The organism is Klebsiella sp. JN_Kp126, assembly GCF_033843325.1.
Taxonomy (GTDB): domain Bacteria; phylum Pseudomonadota; class Gammaproteobacteria; order Enterobacterales; family Enterobacteriaceae; genus Klebsiella; species Klebsiella michiganensis.
Window position 1 is genome coordinate 68871 of record NZ_JAWXQV010000090.1, and the last position, 18859, is coordinate 87729.

The 18859-nt window shown below is 38.5% G+C and carries 21 protein-coding genes, 1 other RNA gene and 1 pseudogene; 8 read left to right on the forward strand and 15 right to left on the reverse strand.

Annotated features, from left to right (window positions below; translation table 11 throughout):
- The first annotated feature begins 88 nt into the window (after positions 1–88).
- The gene (locus tag SIK97_RS24405; protein ID WP_057173742.1) at positions 89–517 is read left to right on the forward strand and encodes a hypothetical protein; all 429 of its coding nucleotides are present in this window, start codon (positions 89–91) and stop codon (positions 515–517) included.
- A gap of 53 nt (positions 518–570) precedes the next feature.
- Here the strand turns inward: SIK97_RS24405 and SIK97_RS24410 are convergent, their stop codons facing one another.
- From SIK97_RS24410 to SIK97_RS24440, 7 genes are all read right to left on the reverse strand, one after another.
- Positions 571–888, reverse strand: a complete 318-nt coding sequence (locus SIK97_RS24410; RefSeq protein WP_057173744.1) for a hypothetical protein — start codon at positions 886–888, stop codon at positions 571–573.
- 22 nt (positions 889–910) lie between these two features.
- A complete protein-coding gene (locus SIK97_RS24415) occupies positions 911–1189 on the reverse strand; it encodes a hypothetical protein (protein WP_071957323.1) in 279 nt (92 codons plus the stop codon).
- 253 nt (positions 1190–1442) lie between these two features.
- A complete protein-coding gene (locus SIK97_RS24420; RefSeq protein WP_057173746.1) occupies positions 1443–2672 on the reverse strand; it encodes a relaxase/mobilization nuclease domain-containing protein in 1230 nt (409 codons plus the stop codon).
- Between the two features lie 7 nt (positions 2673–2679).
- Positions 2680–3081, reverse strand: a complete 402-nt coding sequence (locus SIK97_RS24425) for a hypothetical protein (RefSeq protein ID WP_071957324.1) — start codon at positions 3079–3081, stop codon at positions 2680–2682.
- Between the two features lie 207 nt (positions 3082–3288).
- The gene (locus tag SIK97_RS24430) at positions 3289–4257 is read right to left on the reverse strand and encodes a hypothetical protein (protein WP_057173748.1); all 969 of its coding nucleotides are present in this window, start codon (positions 4255–4257) and stop codon (positions 3289–3291) included.
- Positions 4258–4545: 288 nt separating this feature from the next.
- Positions 4546–5058, reverse strand: a complete 513-nt coding sequence (locus SIK97_RS24435; protein ID WP_069720337.1) for a hypothetical protein — start codon at positions 5056–5058, stop codon at positions 4546–4548.
- A gap of 90 nt (positions 5059–5148) precedes the next feature.
- Positions 5149–5400 (reverse strand): hypothetical protein, encoded by a 252-nt coding sequence (locus SIK97_RS24440; protein ID WP_072025488.1) that lies wholly within the window; start codon positions 5398–5400, stop codon positions 5149–5151.
- A gap of 589 nt (positions 5401–5989) precedes the next feature.
- On the opposite strand from SIK97_RS24440, the gene hxsD reads away from it, so the two are divergent.
- The 5 genes from hxsD to SIK97_RS24465 are packed head-to-tail and all read left to right on the forward strand — an operon-like array spanning position 5990 to position 11013.
- Complete coding sequence (gene hxsD / locus SIK97_RS24445) at positions 5990–6262, forward strand: His-Xaa-Ser system protein HxsD (protein ID WP_024191988.1); 273 nt, start codon at positions 5990–5992, stop codon at positions 6260–6262.
- Complete coding sequence (gene hxsB, locus SIK97_RS24450; RefSeq protein ID WP_023323123.1) at positions 6262–7650, forward strand: His-Xaa-Ser system radical SAM maturase HxsB; 1389 nt, start codon at positions 6262–6264, stop codon at positions 7648–7650. Before hxsD ends, hxsB begins: the two co-directional genes overlap by 1 nt.
- On the forward strand, positions 7643–8755 hold the full coding sequence (gene hxsC / locus SIK97_RS24455; protein ID WP_001624496.1) for a His-Xaa-Ser system radical SAM maturase HxsC: 1113 nt from the start codon (positions 7643–7645) through the stop codon (positions 8753–8755). The genes hxsB and hxsC overlap by 8 nt, the downstream gene beginning before the upstream one ends.
- Positions 8752–9387, forward strand: coding sequence for a His-Xaa-Ser repeat protein HxsA (hxsA, locus tag SIK97_RS24460; protein WP_071957394.1), 636 nt, complete (start codon positions 8752–8754; stop codon positions 9385–9387). Before hxsC ends, hxsA begins: the two co-directional genes overlap by 4 nt.
- Before the next feature lie 18 nt (positions 9388–9405).
- A complete protein-coding gene (locus SIK97_RS24465) occupies positions 9406–11013 on the forward strand; it encodes a TIGR04141 family sporadically distributed protein (RefSeq protein WP_057174181.1) in 1608 nt (535 codons plus the stop codon).
- A 156-nt stretch (positions 11014–11169) separates the two neighbouring features.
- Here the strand turns inward: SIK97_RS24465 and SIK97_RS24470 are convergent.
- The 7 genes and pseudogenes from SIK97_RS24470 to smpB all read right to left on the reverse strand — a co-directional run.
- Positions 11170–11394 (reverse strand): annotated as a pseudogene (locus SIK97_RS24470) (integrase); the annotation flags it as partial.
- Positions 11395–11509: 115 nt separating this feature from the next.
- On the reverse strand, positions 11510–12406 hold the full coding sequence (locus SIK97_RS24475; protein ID WP_057174182.1) for a ParB/RepB/Spo0J family partition protein: 897 nt from the start codon (positions 12404–12406) through the stop codon (positions 11510–11512).
- Positions 12403–13299 carry a ParB/RepB/Spo0J family partition protein gene (locus tag SIK97_RS24480; RefSeq protein WP_000936491.1) on the reverse strand — a complete coding sequence of 299 codons (897 nt, stop codon included), beginning with the start codon at positions 13297–13299 and terminating at the stop codon, positions 12403–12405. Before SIK97_RS24480 ends, SIK97_RS24475 begins: the two co-directional genes overlap by 4 nt.
- Positions 13289–14845 (reverse strand): recombinase family protein, encoded by a 1557-nt coding sequence (locus SIK97_RS24485; protein ID WP_039102430.1) that lies wholly within the window; start codon positions 14843–14845, stop codon positions 13289–13291. Before SIK97_RS24485 ends, SIK97_RS24480 begins: the two co-directional genes overlap by 11 nt.
- 282 nt (positions 14846–15127) lie before the next feature.
- The gene (locus SIK97_RS24490; protein WP_039102429.1) at positions 15128–16357 is read right to left on the reverse strand and encodes an integrase domain-containing protein; all 1230 of its coding nucleotides are present in this window, start codon (positions 16355–16357) and stop codon (positions 15128–15130) included.
- A gap of 166 nt (positions 16358–16523) precedes the next feature.
- Positions 16524–16887: a transfer-messenger RNA gene (gene ssrA, locus SIK97_RS24495) on the reverse strand.
- 144 nt (positions 16888–17031) lie between these two features.
- Entirely contained in the window at positions 17032–17514 is a 483-nt protein-coding gene (gene smpB, locus SIK97_RS24500; protein ID WP_004104655.1) for an SsrA-binding protein SmpB, read from the reverse strand.
- Positions 17515–17663: 149 nt separating this feature from the next.
- On the opposite strand from smpB, the gene SIK97_RS24505 reads away from it, so the two are divergent.
- Positions 17664–18101: a type II toxin-antitoxin system RatA family toxin gene (locus tag SIK97_RS24505; RefSeq protein ID WP_004123817.1), complete on the forward strand. Its 438-nt coding sequence runs from the start codon at positions 17664–17666 to the stop codon at positions 18099–18101.
- The gene (locus SIK97_RS24510; protein ID WP_025107350.1) at positions 18091–18381 is read left to right on the forward strand and encodes an RnfH family protein; all 291 of its coding nucleotides are present in this window, start codon (positions 18091–18093) and stop codon (positions 18379–18381) included. Before SIK97_RS24505 ends, SIK97_RS24510 begins: the two co-directional genes overlap by 11 nt.
- A 66-nt stretch (positions 18382–18447) precedes the next feature.
- On the opposite strand, the gene bamE is transcribed toward SIK97_RS24510, so the two are convergent.
- Positions 18448–18789 carry an outer membrane protein assembly factor BamE gene (gene bamE / locus SIK97_RS24515; protein WP_057173934.1) on the reverse strand — a complete coding sequence of 114 codons (342 nt, stop codon included), beginning with the start codon at positions 18787–18789 and terminating at the stop codon, positions 18448–18450.
- Positions 18790–18859 lie beyond the last annotated feature (70 nt).

The following is an 18859-nucleotide window of genomic DNA, read 5'->3' on the forward strand; positions in this document are numbered from 1 at the left end:
AGGTTGCACCTATTGACAAGTTAAATAAATGCGATAAATATAAACATATGGTCAGGAAGACTATTTCAATTATGCAAGGATGCATTTTATGGACAAAAAAAATTTTAATTCAGTCGTGACACTTGAAGAACAGCTTGTTATCATCATAGATAAATACATATCAAAACGATATCAGCCACATGATAAAAGTTTTTCTTACCAGTTATACCTAGTGTTCGTTGGCTATCACTTAAAGTATTTCTACCCCAGGCAGTTATATACAGGTTCTAATAGAAACATAGACAACATCATGACGATGTTTAGTTCTGTGTATAAATCCCTTACAAGTAATCTGTTGCGACAGTTATACAATAAAGAGGCTGTTCTTCGTGAACTAAACTCTCTTGTTAACTACATAGATAGCAATCAAGAAAGAGCGGAAGAGATCTACGCAACATTTAAAGCTCAATATGAAATGAGAGCCATAGAGAAAGAAATAATTCATGAGTTCATTTGTGTTAATCGTGTTAGATTGTAGACAATAAAAAGCCCCTAATGGTAGGGGCTTTAAAAACAGATAGTTTTTAATTTTTATTGTTGTATCTCTTTCCAGACACCATCAGATTTCACTAATTTAACTGGTTTTGTTTGTTTCATATTGCTAATAGAAGCATCTACTATACAGTTGTAAACATTATTGGCTTCTTCGGAACAGCTAACTTTTTTAACATAATCGATTTTTAAAAGGTCTTTTTCTGACATTCTTGAATCAAAATCTTTCATACTGGCATTTGTTTTATCTACAACACTCTTAAATGCATTATAGATATCATCTTGACTGGGTTCGCTATTACATGCGGTTAATAGGAAAGTAGAAAGAATGATTGTAAGCATAGCATATGCTTTCATGTTTAATCCCTTTTATACTAAATTAATGTAGGTGTGTGAAAACTGCTCTGTGTGCAAATTTCTTGCGTAAATAGAATCTTAAAGAAATTGCTAATGCAAAATAGATTACGACGGTTAATATAAAATTTTGACTAATAGCGAATATGAAGAAAGCAATTGCTAACAGCACAATTCCTATCAGTACAGCTAACCAAGCTGAAATGGCTCCATATGCAATAGATGAATGACACCCTGTACAGATACGAACTCCAAAAGGACTCTCTTTGAAGCAAAATGGACACTTTATTGTTTCGTTATTCATACAAACTCCGTTTATTAAACAGGTTCCTGAGACTGCAAATTGTTTAAAAATTATCAGGCTCTTTTGAGGGATTTTCGATGGCTGGCTGGCTAAAGTAAAATCACTTGTACCGATCGATGATTGCTTCTTGATAGTTTGTGGCTATCATAAATAGATTATCGATCTGTATTAACGATCAATATTTTCTTGACTAAATGCAAATTGATTACTAGAGAATAGAGTGTAGTTACGGGAGCTGTTTGTAACTAGCTGTCTATAAACGAATTTTTCTCGCCTTGTTTAAAGGTTGCATTACATGAATTTTTGAGAGGTGTGTGTGGGTTTTGTGAAGAATGGACTTACCATAGCTTCGCAGAAGCTCTATGAACTGCTTTAGAGAAGCAAGCCTCCTAAGAAAAAGAAGATGTTTTTGCTGTTGTACTGCATTCTTTTGAAGAATTTTTTCAACGATCTCGTTTCGTCTGTCTTTTCTGAGTCGCAGTTCGAGTTCAGCAATTTTTTCACTTATGCTTTCGCTCTGGGCGGCCGTTCTTGCTATCGGTTCTGCAGGAACAGGAACAGGAACAGGAACAGGAACAGGAACAGGAACAGGAACAGGAACAGGAGCAGGAACAGGAGCAGGAACTTCCTTGGTCTGTATACCCTTTCGCAGAGCTTCTAAGTGATCCGGGTTGTAGTTAAGCTGCTTTTGAAGATTTGCCCATGAATAGCTCTTGCCTAACTGGGAAGCTTTGAAAGCTATTCCTGTGTATTCGAAAGAGAACCCGTTCATTTTACCTGTGCTTGCGACATTCGCCGTCCAGCCTACTTCTGCTTCTTCCAGCCTCTTGATAAAAGTTAAAAGGTCAGGTGTATCTGCCAAACTCTTGTCAAGAATAATCTGTAATTGCTTCTTATTGCAGATCTCACCTGTTCGTTTTTCATACATGGTTTCATTTCTAGAAAGCTTCTTGGCTTTTGTTGGTATTACATTATTTTTCTCTTTTCCCGTATTCTCAGGTTTTAGTGGTACTGGTCCTTTTGTTATCGTTAGGTCGTACTTAATTTCAAGTTCCTGGATTATACGACCACTTTTAAGGCTTTCATGTCTACCTAAGTTAACCTTACTTGATACCGAATCTATTCGGTTAGCAATGATATGTATGTGTTGACCAACGGGATCGTCATGCAATACATAACAACGAAGATGAGTGTCATTGAATCCCATACGGTGCATGTAATCATCAGCTATCGATTTCCATTGTTCGTTTGAAAGCTTATCTCCTTGAGGAAGACGAAGCGAGTTGTGCCATGCAGGTTTTGCAATGTCGGTTCTGAGCCTACTGGCCGTATCAAACTCAGCTATCAGTTCATTGGCACAATCACCTGTCATGTTGCCACCAATAACCACAGGATCACTTCTGTGATGAGAACTTGGCTTCAACACATACTTTACGACATTGATAAAGTTCTTATGCCTCTTTATCCGTTGCATTCCTTTCATGCAAGACTTACCTGCCTGGCAGAACGGAAGAAGCTGTCAGGCACGAACGAAGCTGATTGATTTGTTTTTTGACTGCGAAGATCTCTGTTTTGGTTAACTCACTATTACTATTTTTTGTATCAAGATGGCTTATAAGACGATTCAGCTTCTGTGATATGTCAGACAGTGATTTCCAGGCTTCAATATTTATAGCAGGAACGACAGGAGGAAGCCTATTAAGAGAGGTTAATCTAAGCCATTCACCTTTGCTTTTGTCACCTCTCTTTTTATTGAGAATATCCAGTTCTTCTTTATTAAATCGAACACTAACACAATGTATTCGTAATGATTCATTCGGTGACTTTTCTGTTTTATGAAGACAAATAGGCTGGAAATTATTTGTATAGGATAAGGTTATTGTATTACTCATAGAAACTCCTTTTCATATGTGTATGTTTGTATTCGCTTATAGTGAGCAATTCCTTTGCAACACTTATAATACAGTTATATTAGAAATACAGAGTAAGTCAATCTTTGGGATTCGACTTTGATTTTCTTTTTTCAACGGAACGGCGAAAAACAAGGAGACTAAACGAAGCTCCGCTTCGTTTAGTCATACCTTGCAGATAAATAAAGGTTAAAACACTAATCGGTTTATTAATAATTCATATACTATTTCTTTTATGCATTCGTCGTCAGCAGAAGGATAGCATTCACTTCGTAATGCTGATATATCTTCTTCTGATAACTTATTTATAATATCTTTTTTAATAAAAATTGGTTCTAAGTTGTTTCTTACTTCAAAATAATTCTTGTCAAATATATTGTAAAGAGTAAAAAAAGCTTTTGCGAATAACATCATTCCTTTGTCAAATGTTGCAATAGGTAACGACATATAAGGTTCTAATCGCATAGGTGTGGTTCTAATAACTTTACTCATTTGAACAGGTAAGTGAAATGTGTGGAAGAGAATATAGCAGTCCATATATACATTATAAGCTATTTGATCCTTTGTTTTCTTTTTGGGATTGTCATATTGCTGTTTCTTCAAAAAAGTCGCGGAGGTATCTTTTATATTTGCTTTGTTTCTGTATGAATAAAACAATGCAGTATGAACCAAGAATGGATTAATTAAATGTTGTTTGGATTTGGTGACAGGACCAAAACTTAGGAAATTATCGATGATAACTTTTAAATTTAAATCCTCTATTTCATAAACTCTTCTAAGAAATTGAATTCCACTATTATGGATATCCGTTGATGGATGGTTAAAAGCATCAAGGAAACTCTTTGTAAACTCTTGTCGTTGAAAATTATATCCATAACTCTCAAGTTTTGCTTTTGTTATATAACAATATCGTATGTATTTTTTGGTTTCATCATCAAAAGAAGACGAATTACCTTCTAAGGCCGAGTAGTTTGCACACATTTCATAACCATACAATTTTGCAAACCGACTTGACCAATAGTTACATAACAAATCAGTGCAACAGTTGCTATCTAATGAAATAAGAGTTTTTTTCTTATTGAATTCATTTTTAAAGCTATCGAAATCATATATTCTTCTTTTTATTGTATCTATTAAGTATAAATTCTCATTGCGCATTCTATAATCCTTTTAAAAATGATTAAAATAATAGGTATTTAATAAATGCAAACTAAATCTACCCTTTTTTATTGTGTGGATAATGGTATTGACATTTAAAAAAATTAATTTAAAGTTGTTCATTAGTAATTATAAAACATGTGAGGGTATATGAAATCTATTAAAGTTTGCATCTGTATCATCCTTTTTATAATAATTAATGTTTTAGCCTTCAATAACTGGAATAGCACTGAAAATTATGTTGCTTTGTTTAATGTCGCTGTTTTAATCAGCGATATATTTATAACATTATGTGTCGTGGTGTTTGTTTTGGACTTTGTTTTTGATTTTTTCAGGAAAAATCTTTCTGATAAATGAGAAAAGCTTTCTTATCGCACTTGGATATTTCCCAGATAATTTTTCATTTTTTCTGAGACTTAAAAATTCGTTTATGGTAATAAAAATTTTTGCTGTAAGGCAACAGGTTACTACTATAAACTTAGATATCATTAAATAATATGTTTGTGGATCGCTGTCTTTCAAGCCTAAAACAGGGATAATATCAAATTGTTTATTGCCGAAAAATAAATATTCAGAGGCAATAATTCCGGCTGATAGAGCGAGAATTAAATCATTCAGAATTTTGTATGATGCCCTGTGTTTTTGCAATAAATAAATGCCGAATGAAATAATACAAATGGAAGTAAAAAGATACCCTTCGGGGTGCTTTGAAATTAAGCTGTTGTCGATAATAAGGCCAGTTAAAATCCCAATAACTAAAGTGATGTGTATGGCAATAATTATTTTAGCTATTGTTTTCATATATTAATAACATCCGAAGGATAATTTTCCATTGGTTTAATTTAAATAACCATTTTATAATGAAATAAATACAAATTCGACTTATAAATCTTAGTAGGATTCATATAAATGGCTTACACATGTCCCACAAACTTTTCGCCCAATTTTAGCGATTTTCTCCCTTGCTTCTTGTTCAGTAGCACATGTGAAACGATTTTCTTTACTATCTGATTTGTCCATTTTTTTACATATGGATTTTGCCTTTGAATTACATTTATATTCTGAATCTTTTGGATACATATCCCCTTCAAAAAGGTGAAGTTCTCCGGAATCTTTATTTTCTTTAAGTGTGTAAGCTTTCATGTTTTTCCTATTTTATAAAATATAACTCTGTTGTTTATCATTCAAAAAGCCACTTTGCAGCTTCGGCTGATTAGGCAAACATTTTTACGGTTACAAGCTTCGAGTTCTATCTACATCCTACTTTCGTGCTTTAAACCATCGTAATTAATGTTCTACCTTCGTCATAGAACTACATATTACCGGGAATAGACATGTGGTGTTTCCCATATGCAGTCGTAAATCCCTATAAATAGTGTATCTATTGAATGGTGGTGAGTAAACAACCAATGCTTAGTTTTTTGCTCTAAGAGGAGTTTGTCATCTGCTTCTATCAAATCACAGCCATACCACCCAGAATGTATGCCATCAGTAAGCTAGAACCTACTTCGCAATCGCTTTCTGCCTCAATTTCAACAATTTGACCATTGAAAAATGGTACTGCTGCATCATGTGAGTGCTTGATTCGATTAATTTCTAGTTGAACTGAATCTCAGAATTTTGACATACTCAGTAACATGTTTTGAAAGGTGTTATATCATTAATCTATAAGAAAAATCCCTAAATGGAATAAGTTTCTTTCCGTTATTATTTCTTTTGGAAGGTAATGGCGATGTGGGAAAAGATATTACAAAAAAATCTTTATTCTGAATGGGTTATCCGAAACACCCTATACTGGATGACTCCTGTAAGTCCATGGAAACTTGAAGAAAACACATCCTCTTGGATTATCTTCTTTGAGATAAGTGGCCCTGAATGTGAGTTTGAATTCGGAAGGCTGTTAAACGATTTTAGCCTCCGCGAGAAACTTCATCATCAAACCGGTCAATTGCGTGATGCCATTGTCAGCAAGGTTCTCCGAAGCATAGATGACAGGCTTGCATAATGATACTGATGCCTTTCAACTTCGACAGGATGCCTGACGGCCGGGTATTCATCAGTAACCTCGCTGGCTTTCATCATTTTTTAGGAGAGCAGGAATTTCTCGATCTGGTAAACGGTCACATCAGTCAAGAACAGTCCTCATCGCTTGAAAGCAAACTTTTCATTTGCGGAGATGAATCTTCCTCCGTTACCCCTTATGCACTAAGTTCGGCTTTTGCCAAACGACTCATGAATGAACTGGCGATCAGGCCAATCTTCATGATTGTACCTACTCTTCGTTGTGATCATACTTGCAAATATTGCCAGGTCAGTAGGGCATCGGTCACCGCTGATGGTTATGACCTCAATCCTGAACTGATACCGCAAATTGTCAGCACCATAAAGAAACTAGGTACACCTCCCTACAAGATAGAAGTACAGGGCGGTGAACCACTTCTCAGGTTCGATCTTGTTCAGTCAATCTATCACGAGTGTGAGATTTCATTGGGTAGTGATGCTTTTGAAATGGTGATTGCTACAAGTCTGTCATTACTCGATGAAAGCATTCTCTCATGGGTTAAAGAGCGGAATATCACCTTCTCGGTCTCGCTCGATGGGAATGAAGCTGTCCATAACAAGAATCGCATCCTTACTGACTTTCAAGCTCATAACAAAGCAGTAACTGGTATTCGGAAAATCACAGAAGAACTTGGCGCAAACCGGGTAGCTACGGTTACCACAGTTACTAAGGAGCTGACTAAAGAGCCAGCTTCCATAGTAGATGCTCATTTGTCTCTGGGTCTTACAGACATGTTTATCAGGCCTGTTAGTCCTTATGGGTTTGCTCAGAAGCAGAGCTTCACTTTTTCAATGCCAGAGTATTTTGCTTTTTATAAAGAGTTGATGCAGGAAGTGTTGATTCAGAATGAAAAGGGAATACCTGTCATTGAGCACTCGGCTGCTATTCATCTCAAGCGAATTTTCAATCCAGGCTTCAGTGGTTATGCAGATCTAAAATCGCCAAGCGGAGTTGTGCTGAACTGCATCCTGTTCAATTATGACGGTAAAGTCTACGGTAGTGATGAAAGTCGTATGCTTCAGAAAGTAAACCCGGAAGCAGATTTCAGTGCAGGAGAGTTTGCCTCACTCTCATTCAGTAGCAACGAATACTACCGTTCCGCCCTCTCATCTTCATTTAACTTCGCAATGCCAGGTTGTGACACCTGTGCATACCAGCCTTTCTGTGGAGCAGATCCTTGCCAGAACATTAGTGTTCATGGCGAACCTGTTGGTGACAAGAGTCGTTCTACTTTCTGCCAGTATCACAAAGGCATGTTCCGCTTCCTTCTGAATGAAATCTCTCAGGATGGACCGATGGCAAAGATGCTTAAAGGGTGGGCTTATGTCTGAGGTGCTGAGAAACGACATTTTCAGATTTACGGCAGATCTGCCAGTTCAGCAAGGTTTCTATCGCTTGTGCAAATCTAAGCCCGAAAATCCTCAATTCTATCTGCCAAATTTACTGGTCAGTGAAACTCAACTTGATTCCAGACTTCCTGCATATTTTGCAGACTTCGTTGTGAGCACTGATCTTTTCAATTCCATAGAAGATGGTGATATAGGGATTGTTAACAATGGCAACATGATTAGGGTGATTTTGTCACGGAGAGCAAACCATAACACTGTTCTGGTAACTGAAAGGTGCAACAACCGTTGCCTTTTTTGTTCTCAGCCTCCTAAGACAGGAAACGATGACTGGCTTCTTAACCAGTCAGCACTTGCCATCGCCTCTTTCTCCCTGAATGGTGTAGTAGGAGTGAGTGGGGGAGAACCTCTACTGTATGGCGAAGATTTCTTGCAATTTCTGGACTTCATAATCGAAAACTCACCTGAGACAGCTTTGCATGTTTTGACCAATGGACGAAAGTTTGCAGATGTCAGTTTTATTCAACAGATGAAAGAGCGAAGCGAAAAGCTCAAAATAACTTTCGGTATTCCGCTTTATTCTTCAAGGTCGTCAGTTCATGACTATCTGGTTGGAAGCGAAGGGGCATTTGATGAGACAGTTATGGGGCTTATCAATGCCGGTAACTCAGGGATCAACATTGAGTTAAGAATCATTCCGACACTGGCTAACTATATGGAACTGGACAAAATCATAGAGTTCGCTGGTCGCGTGTTTTCCAATATCAACCAGATTTCTCTTATGGGGTTAGAATCTATCGGCTGGGCACGTAAAAACTGGTCATCAATCTTCATTGAGCATGATAGCTATAGTGAGAAAATTCTCTCTGCCATAGGAACAGCACAAAGGTCAGGCATCACCCTAACAATCTTCAATTACCCATTGTGCCATCTTCCTGAAAGAGCTTGGGGATTTGCTACTCAGTCAATTTCTGACTGGAAAAATTACTACCCCAAAGAATGTGATGAATGTACTCAGAAGTCTTCCTGTGCTGGTTATTTCAGTTCATCAAAAGGCCGTTTTCATCAACCACCGAGACCAATTTTATGAAAAAATTTAATTTCGCTGCTCTGCTTCCGGGATTTTTAGCACTCAATAATTCTGTATGGGCAAGTGATTCCTCCACTGGTGCAAGTGATTTGCCCGGAATGACTCTTAATGAGCATGATTTAGTTATAGCTCCACTTAACACGGAAGTACCTTTCTACATTGCAGGGCATCGTAGTCATAGCTCCCATCGAAGCCATAGTTCTCATAGATCTTCGTCTGGTGGTGGGTACTATGGTGGAAGCACTCCTTATTATCCTAAAACATACAGTTCACCAAGCTCATCAGGCTCATCCACTTCAGGTACAAATTCGCCATCGTCTTCTTCATCTGTTCGTTCGCTTCGCTCTAATGACACCGATGCCTCTACGACCACAAACTCTGCTGGAATGAATGGAACTACTCGTGCAAGTAGTGGGCTGGCTTCTGATACTGAAAAGCGTAAGCGTTTGATCATGCGAGTGCAGTTCGCATTACTGGATAAAGGGTTTTATAACGGCAATATAGACGGAAGTATGGGGCCTGCGACACGAACTGCTATCAAAAATTACAGAGTTGCATATGGGCTTTCTACTCCAGTAAGAGAAACATTAGATGCTCAGTTATTGAACTCTTTGAATATACTGGCTCGTTAAAATATTAGGTAAAATAGAATGAAGATAAAACTCTCTATTTATAAAACAAAAAGGTTTAGCGATGATATTGATCAGGTTTTGAATTTGGAAAGGGTCAAAAGACCTGTTGAATTCGAGATGGAGGATGCACGAGCATATCTATATGTAAAGGAGTACATGGACCCAAAACCTCCTGAATGGACCACCTTTTTTATGAACCAAAATCCTGGCATAGAACCTGATTTCTTCGGTATGAATAGTAGCACAGGAGCAGTATTAGTTATTGAAGCTAACAATTCCAGATATCTTATTCCCTTTGGAACCGGTCATCACTTAATCAATGATGGCAGCATTGTCAAAGGATTTGGGCTTAAAACAACTCTTAATAGTATAGAACATAAAAAAATTCGCAGTTTAGATAAAGGCAGTCACAACGAAACGAACCTGTTAACTCGCAGTCAGAGCAGTAAAGAAGTCGATATATACAACCTAAAAATAGATTCTGAGATGGATATTCTCACAACTCTCACAGGCACTTCGACAGAAGATATTTTAGGAAGTAAAATTACTGGCAAAGATGCTTTTGTGATCATGCCGGATATTGAATTGAAGGCTATTCCAGCACTATTGACCAAAATAGACTCTATTTACTTATTACCTCTTCCTGAAGAATTCGAATGGGTTAACAATATCAAGGAGGCTGATGAACAAGAAGTTGAGATATTGGATTCGCTTTTGATTGATCGGATAAAAGAAAAAGACTTCAATGATTTATGGCTTGGAGAGCCAGAAATAGTAGACTGGGAAAATCAAATAGGCTATTGCTTTGATAAGAGACAAAGATTCATTCATGAAACCTTATCAATATACCATGTTTGTGATTATTTTGATGGTAAGAAAACTGAAGTTACTGTTGATGAACTCAAAAAAAATTACCTGCATGTTTTGAATGCCGATTTTGAATCGATAAAAAAATGGTCTTTATATAGGTGCCTCTATGCCGAGATAAAAGAAGGTGATCAGAACTATATTCTTCGAGACTCTATATGGTATGTTGCAGATAGGAATTTTGTATCGACTATTGATGATGAAATGAAAAAAATAATTCATTATGAGGAGTCGGATAAATTCCCTGTATATTCATATAAACGAGAGGAGGATTATAATAAAAAACTTTGCCAAGATGATAATTCCTTTACACACATGGATCAGAAATTCATTCATCATGGTGGTGGTAAAAGTAAGATTGAATTTTGTGATCTTATCAGAGGTCAATCAGATTTTATCCATGTAAAATATTATACTGGTTCGCAAAGTATGAGCCATCTTTTTTCACAAGGATTTATAGGTTCTGAACTTTTTATAAGTGACTCTGAATTTCGAGGCAAACTTAATGAGAAACTACCTGCTCATATAAAATTAGCCGATCATATAAATAGACCAGATGCTAAAAAATATAAACTAGTTTTCGCCATAGCTTCTAATAAAAATCTTCCCGAAGATTTACCTTTGTTTTCTAAAGTAAACTTGAAAAATTTCCACAAGAGTATTACCAATTTTGGGTATGAGGTCAGGATCTGCAAAATTGCTGTGGACCCAGATATTTATAAAAAGAAGCTATGTAAACCACAAAAGAACAAGCTTTAAATAAATTTTTCAATGCCAGAGACGTTTGCCAGTTCATGCAGAAAATCGCTTTTGTAAGTTACAGCCCATGTATCTTGGTTTAGAACAAAGTGGTGTCAAAAATGGTTTATGTCTTGGTGGATAAGGGGCTGGGAGATTTAACCCCTTATAGAGTTGTTATGCCGCAATAGCTTTAAATTTTTGAGCAATGACATAATCACTCCACCACTGCATGAGAATCACTCGTTCTGCCAGATATTCCGGGCGATTGTAAGCTGCAATTATTTCATCTTTCTTCGAGTGGGCAAGGGCCGCTTCTAAGACACCAGTCCTGAACTTACCAGATTCGTCTGTCGCCGTTCTCACAATAGATCTCATTCTGTTAACCATAAGTTCACCTCCTTAAACCGTTCGAATGATCACGGCTTATACTGCCTACTTATGCTAATATCTAAGAGAAGCCATTATGGTTGTGTAAGTATACTTCATGGTTTATTTCGGATATATAAAACCATACCTATGACTGGCTGTTTTCAGCAAGAGTCTTATCATCTAAAGAATTAATTTTCGAAATTCTTTTTAACTCATTAAGATAATCAACCTCGTTTTCCAAGAACCAATGAAGAACTTTAGAGTTACCCAGTAATTTATTAATATATGACTGGATTATCACGAATTTCAACATATCTGAACCATACTCGGTTTGAAGTTTTTTTGTTTCTTCCGAAGTTGTTGCCATCTCCTGTTCCAGACGAAGTATGGTTTTTTTTATGTCCTTTTTATAGGGAGTGTTTTTCCCTTTATTTACTATCATTGATGCCGGTGTAGCATCCAAGATGCTCATTGCAAATTTTTTACTATAATTATCAAAATTAATCATTGTACCGACTGCTTCAATTTGACGAATTGGCTTCATTTTCCTCAAAACATCAAATGTAGCCTTAGGTATAGGTTTATCAGAAAGTTTCGCAATTACACTTGGATCTATACCGTTCATCACATTAGCTTTATCTTTTATAGCATCAATAGATATTCCCAAAGCAGCACTAAGTTTTTCAATTGAAACTTTTGCCAAGGACTTGATTATCATTCTATGTTCTTCAACTACATTTATATGATTGACTTGTTTGTTAGGAGTGAACGCATCATCTATGCTCGAAAGTATACATGGAGCTTTTTCTATGCCTAAGTCTTTTAAAGCCTCAACCCTCAAATGGCCATCGAGTATCTTAATGGCATCTTTATCTTTGTCATAGAACACTATTATTGGTTCAATAATACCTAAGCTTTCAATAGAGGTAACTATTTGATGATATTTATGACTTAACTTTACATTTTCTAACAATTCCTTAGAGGGAATTAACTTGTTAGTTTCTAAATAAATAAAATTGTCGCCAAAACGTAACTGAATCATTTTGATGCCTCTTTGTTTATTGGATTGAGGATTTGAGATGGCAGTTCTGATAGATTCTCTTGTTCAAGTATATTTTGAAAGCTTTTATTCATCATTATGATGTTAAAGATCTCATTTACTATCAGCAAATTAGTTTTAATAAATTTAGAGTTGTTATAAACAGATTTATGTTCAGCGATACTATTTTCATAAAGCTCAATTAACTCTTCAGCAGTCATTCTTTTTGATGGTTTGTGATAATAAAACCCGGCTGCTTTTGCACCTTTATTCCCTATTGTTCGCTGATTTAGAATGTGTTTTATCTTTATAATGTCCCGGCTTTTTATTAATTTTTTATCATATGCTTCGGTAAGAATATCTTGTGCTTCTTCAGTTTCACATCTTGCAAATTGTACTGCGAGATATAGAGGTAAATTCCCCCGTTCGACTGCAGAGAGAAGTTTATGCTCTCCCTTATCAAGAAGCATATTTATACTGCTCACCCAGTTCGATGAATACCCAGTAATCTCACTTATTTCGGAGTCTGAAAGTCCTCTGTTTTTCATATCTTTTATTATCTGTAATAACTCATTGGAACGTGGTCTCCTCCTTGCAATGTTTTCAACCAAACTCATAACATAAGCATCTTCTTCTGATACATCTCTTATAATTGCTGGAATAATGGTTTCACCTAATGCAACGAGAGCCTCTATTCTCCCTTGGCCACAAATTAAAGCATATTTGAAGTCGTCTTCATCAATTGCTCTTACGCTTATAGGCTTGCTTAATCCTCTTTTTTTTATACTTTCCTTAATTTCTTCATGCACTACCTTATTTCTAGTTCGCGGGTTAAGAAATTTTATTTTGGCAATTTCAATTTGGATTATTGGGAATTCATTTGATTCAGGCAGCATATAGTTCCCTCACTTTCATGCGAGTAATAATTTGTAGAAGTTTATCCAGATTATCAAATCTATACAGATCTAATCGAATGTTGTTTGTTTCCGTCATACACATTTTACTATATTCGTTTTCAATCTTTGGTATGATATAAAAATCAAGTGGTGAAATATTTTGTGAATCCATTCGTATAACAATTGTTATGTCTGCTTTCTGTGAGTTATCAAACCGGACTTTCCATCTAAGTTTACCCGATTTCATAGGTGTGCATTTAGTAATAAGGACGGAAATTAAAAGCTCATCATTGATGTAAAGCATTGGTGCATATTTATATTCGTCTATATAGCAGTTGCTTTTTAAAATTTCCCCCTTAAAATCCTCAATTATGCCTGAGTAAAATGATCTTAGTGCTTCATTTATTTGGATATAGCTGTAATCATGTTCTGGCTTATAACCAATCAAAGTATATGCTCTTAAAAGACCACCAAATCGGGTTCTGTAAACAGAAGATGAAGGGCCTGTATCATCTTCATCAATGATAAAGCCAGATAGTTTTCCATTAGATTCTAATTTTTGTTTTAGCTTTTCTAAAAGCTCTTCATTAGTCAAATGTACGGATCGGAGCTGAATTATTTCTTGAGCTTTATTATATTTTTTCTTTGAAATAATGGGTTTATATGCCTTGTCGCATCTAACCCATTCATTTTTGGGGTTTTTTACAAGCCTGCTTTTTAGTTTAGATGAGGTTTTGTTATATATGTTATTTCCAATATATTTTTCATTTGTCAAGATTTGATGTATTTTTGCACGAGTCCATAATGTTCCATTTTCTGCAGGTATATTCTGTTCATTTAGTCTCTCAGCAATAATGAATTCTGGCATGTTATCATCTATAAAGAGATCATAGATGCTATTTACAATTTTTATCTCATTTTTTGGTCCCGGAATTAATATCACCCTATCTGTTTGAATACTCTTTCTTTTGCGAAAGCCCAATATTTCTTTAGCTATGCCATTTTCATCTACTAAAAGACGTCTCAGCCCATAACCAGCCATTCCGCCTTGATGATAACCAAGCTTTATTAAATTTACTTGCCCTATAAATACCTTTTCTGATAAATTCCTGCTGTGATATGCGGCACTAGATCTTTTTATATTCAGTATAACAGAAGACTCTAAAGGGAAATCTTTAGTGGGAATAGGTTCAGAACAGTATATAAGATCTACACCGTTTCTCTCAAATAGAAAGGAATAATATGCAGCTTCATCACTATTTTGAAAACGACCAAAACGGCTCACATCATAAAATAATACAGCCTGTATATCTATTTTCTTTTGTTCTACATCACTAAGTAACTGCTGCAAAGAATGCCGGCCTATGATACTGACTCCGCTCTTACCTGCATCATCGTAGGTATAAGCGATTTCCATATTGTTCTTTTCAGCATAATCTTTTATATATTCGGACTGATTATGTAAAGAATATTGCTGATGGTCGGTAGACATCCTCAAGTACTGTGCGACCCTAACTTTATGATTTTTATCATTTTCGCTAGCCATGCACGAAACCTCATGGATGATTCAATACAATGTAGAGGATAAAATTGATCAATTTTTAACCAAATTCAACTGTTTTATCATTGATTAGAGCGAATTTAGTAAATCTTCAAGGTGTATGATAATCGAGAAGAGATGTGAATTATTTAGCTGATATGACCGACAGCTTTCGTTATGTGGCCTCAAGGTATCGATTCGTAAATGGCTATGCTTAGTCCACATAGGTTAATAGTATGATTATTAATTCTTTAACTAAATCAAGATAGTTAACCCATCATGGAAGAGTTATGCGGCAATAATTTTGTATTTTTGAGACGAAACAAAGTCACTCCACCACTGCATGAGAACCACCCGTTCTGTGAGATACTCTGCACGATTGTAGGCTGCAATTATTTCATCTTTCTTCGAGTGGGCAAGGGCGGCTTCTAAGACATCAGTCCTAAATTTGCCAGACTCCTCCGCAGCCGTTCTGGCGATTGATCGCATACCGTGAGCTACAAGCTCACCTCCGAAACCCATACGGATTATGGCCGCATTAGCTGTTTGTTCATGCATGTGATTGAGTGGAGCTTTGATACTGGGGAAAACCCACTCTCTATGCCCACTGATGGCTTTCATTAAATCCAAAACTCGCAAAGCTTCTTTGCTCAGTGGAACTTTGTGAGGCTTCTTCATTTTCATAAACTCCGCCGGGATGTTCCACATGCCAGTTTCAATATCAATATCTGACCATCTTGTGCGAACAGCTTCACCTGGGCGAACCCATGTGAGAAGTTGCCACTCAATCAGTAGCCTTGTTTCCAAACGGATAGAAGCATTGTTTAGAGCAACCAGGAAGCGAGGGAGTTCGGAAGGGGGTAATGCTGGCATATTCTGTTTTTTTGGCTTGCTGAACCGTTGCCCCAGATTGTCTGCCGGGTTGAATTCTATGAGTTCTTCTGTTGCTGCATAGCGGAAAATTTCATTCAGGCGGGATATGATGCGGCGAAGTGTTTCAAGGACACCTCGTTTTTCTATAGGTTCTAAATGCTGTTTAAGCATTTTAGGGCGAATCTCCTTAATGGGGGTATCACCCAATGTGGGAAAGATATTTCTCTCTAGGCTTCGCCAGATGTCGTTAGCATGATCTTGGGAGATGCCTGACGTTTTGACTTTCTCATCAAGCCACTTCTTGGCTACTGCTTGAAATGTATGTTCCGTGGCTTCTTTCAGTGCATTGGTTTTTTGGGTGTTATGAACTTGGGGGTCTATACCATTTGCAAGCAACGACAAGTATTCATCACGTAAAGCTCGTGCCTTCGCAAGTGTAAGGTGAGGATAGGTTCCTAAGCTCACCTTAGTTCGCTTTTTGGTCACAGGAACTGCATATCTGAAATACCAATTTTTCTTCCCTCCCTTCGCCAAGGGAGCGATTCGCAACAGCAAACCATCGCCGTCAAAAAGGTTAACCTCTTTCTCGGCAGGTTTGGTGCTTTTGATTTCAGTGTCAGTGAGTTTCTTAGCGATTTTGGCCATGTTTGGGACCCTCAATTTTAGGACCTTTTTTCGTGGGTCCCATTCAGGGTGCCATAACTCGAAGTTCTCAGCAATTCTCACTAGACTACAATAGACGTAAAAAAGCCCGCAGAGCTTGTGCTGTGCGGGCTTAGTAGACTTTACTGAACTTCAGTACATCAATATTTGGTGGAGCTGGCGGGAGTTGAACCCGCGTCCGAAATTCCTACATCCTCGGTACTACATGCTTAGTCTGTCTTTACATTCGCCTGGCACCTGCGGACGGACACGCCACTACCAGACTAGCCTGATTAGTTTTAACGCTTCAACCCCAGGCAGGGCTTCCACGCGATCTCTTTTGGGTTTGACCTCTCTTTGATCCCCGTCTTAAGAGCGGAAGCTAGGGAGAGAGGGCTCAGAGCAGGTTATTAAGCTGCTAAAGCGTAGTTTTCGTCGTTTGCGACTATTTTTTTGCGGCTTTTTACGAGGCCAACCGCCCCTCGGCATGCACCTTGGGTTTCGCAAATCCCGTCGAATCCAGAATCAGCCCCAATGTGTACGGTGAGTATAACAGATTTATGAATGTGCTTACCAGTCCTCGTTTTGAGGATTATGGCGTCAGGTTGGGTGAAAAATCAGCATCAACAACGATATAGCATCAGGGCCAGCAAAACTGACCCTGACAGGAAGGGGAATTAACGACCGGCGTGTTTCATAATTCGGGCTTTATCTACCGCCCACTCGCGGTCTTTGATATCGGTACGCTTGTCGTGCTGTTTTTTACCTTTTGCTACGCCGATTTTGACTTTGCACCAGGCATTCTTCCAGTACAGCGAAAGAGCAACCACGGTGTAACCTTCGCGGTTGATGCGCCCGTAAAGGGTATCCAGTTCGCGCTGGTTGAGCAGAAGCTTACGGGTACGCGTCGGGTCGCAAACGTAATGAGTGGAAGCAACGGCCATTGGCGTAAAGTTGGCGCCAAACAGATAGGCTTCGCCATCTTTTAAAATGACATAGCTATCGCCAATGTTGGCTTTACCTGCGCGGAGAGATTTTACTTCCCATCCCTGCAGGGCAAGACCAGCCTCGTATTCATCTTCGATAAAGTATTCATGACGAGCGCGTTTATTCAGCGCAATGGTGGCTGATCCAGGTTTGTGGGCTTTTTTCTTAGTCATAGTATCCTGAAGTCATCGTCTTAAAACAGTCGTACCTCAATCTTCCCGCGAGGCGTAATGGGCTATCTTAGCACGAGTTGCGGTACAGCGTTTTTTTTAGCAGCAGATAAATGATATTATTTACACCGTGTTTATATGTGGAACCTGCTATGCCTCAGATTAGCCGTACCGCCCTGGTGCCGTTCAGTGCGGAACAGATGTACCAACTGGTAAATGATGTGAAGTCCTACCCTGATTTTCTGCCGGGCTGCACCGGTAGCCGGGTTCTGGAGCTCGGTCCGACGCAAATGACCGCGGCGGTTGACGTCTCCAAAGCGGGTATCAGCAAGACCTTCACAACGCGAAATACGCTGACCAGTAACCAAAGTATTCTGATGAGTCTGGTCGATGGTCCGTTCAAAAAGCTGATTGGCGGCTGGAAGTTTATTCCCTTAAGCCCGGAAGCGTGCAAAATTGAGTTCCATCTCGATTTTGAATTCACTAATAAGCTGATTGAAATGGCCTTTGGTCGCATTTTCAAAGAGCTGGCCATGAATATGGTGCAGGCGTTCACGACCCGCGCTAAAGAGGTCTACAGTGTCGGCTAAAATCGTGGTTGAAGTGGCCTACGCATTGCCGGAAAAGCAGTATCTGCAAAGCGTTAAGCTGGAGGAGGGCGCGACGGTCGAGCAGGCGATCGTGGCCAGCGGCCTTCTGGCGCTGCGTGATGATATCGATCTGACGAAGAACAAAGTGGGGATTTATAGCCGCCCGGCTAAGCTTCACGATCGGGTCCACGATGGCGATCGGGTAGAAATCTATCGGCCGCTGATTGCTGACCCAAAAGAGCTGCGCCGGCAGCGGGCAGAGAAAAGCGCCGGAAAGTAACCGTTTCGCACGAAGATGCAGATATAAAAAAAGCGCTCATTGAGCGCTTTTTGCGTATTGATAGCTTTACTCCGCCGTCAGGGCAGGTTTGTTATCAATGTTGGTCAGCACACCGCTGCTGTTGAAGGTCAGGGTAAACGTCTGCTGGGTAACTTTCTCATGCCCAGGCTGCTGACGGAAAACGTAGAACCAGGTATTGGTGCCAAACGGATCCGACATCATAGGGGTACCAAGAGCATAGGCAACCTGTTGTTGCGTCATGCCGACGCGGATTTTTGCTACATCGGTTGGTGCCAGATAGTTACCCTGGTTGATGTCAGGACGGTAAACCACTCGTTCCAGAGTGGAACAGCCTGCGGTCAACATAAGAAGAACCGCTGCGGCAGCAGTCAGCATTTTACAGCGCATAGTGATTTGATTCCTTTTTGGGCCCGAGCAGTACGTGGCTCATCTGTAATATGCCGATGATAATAGACCT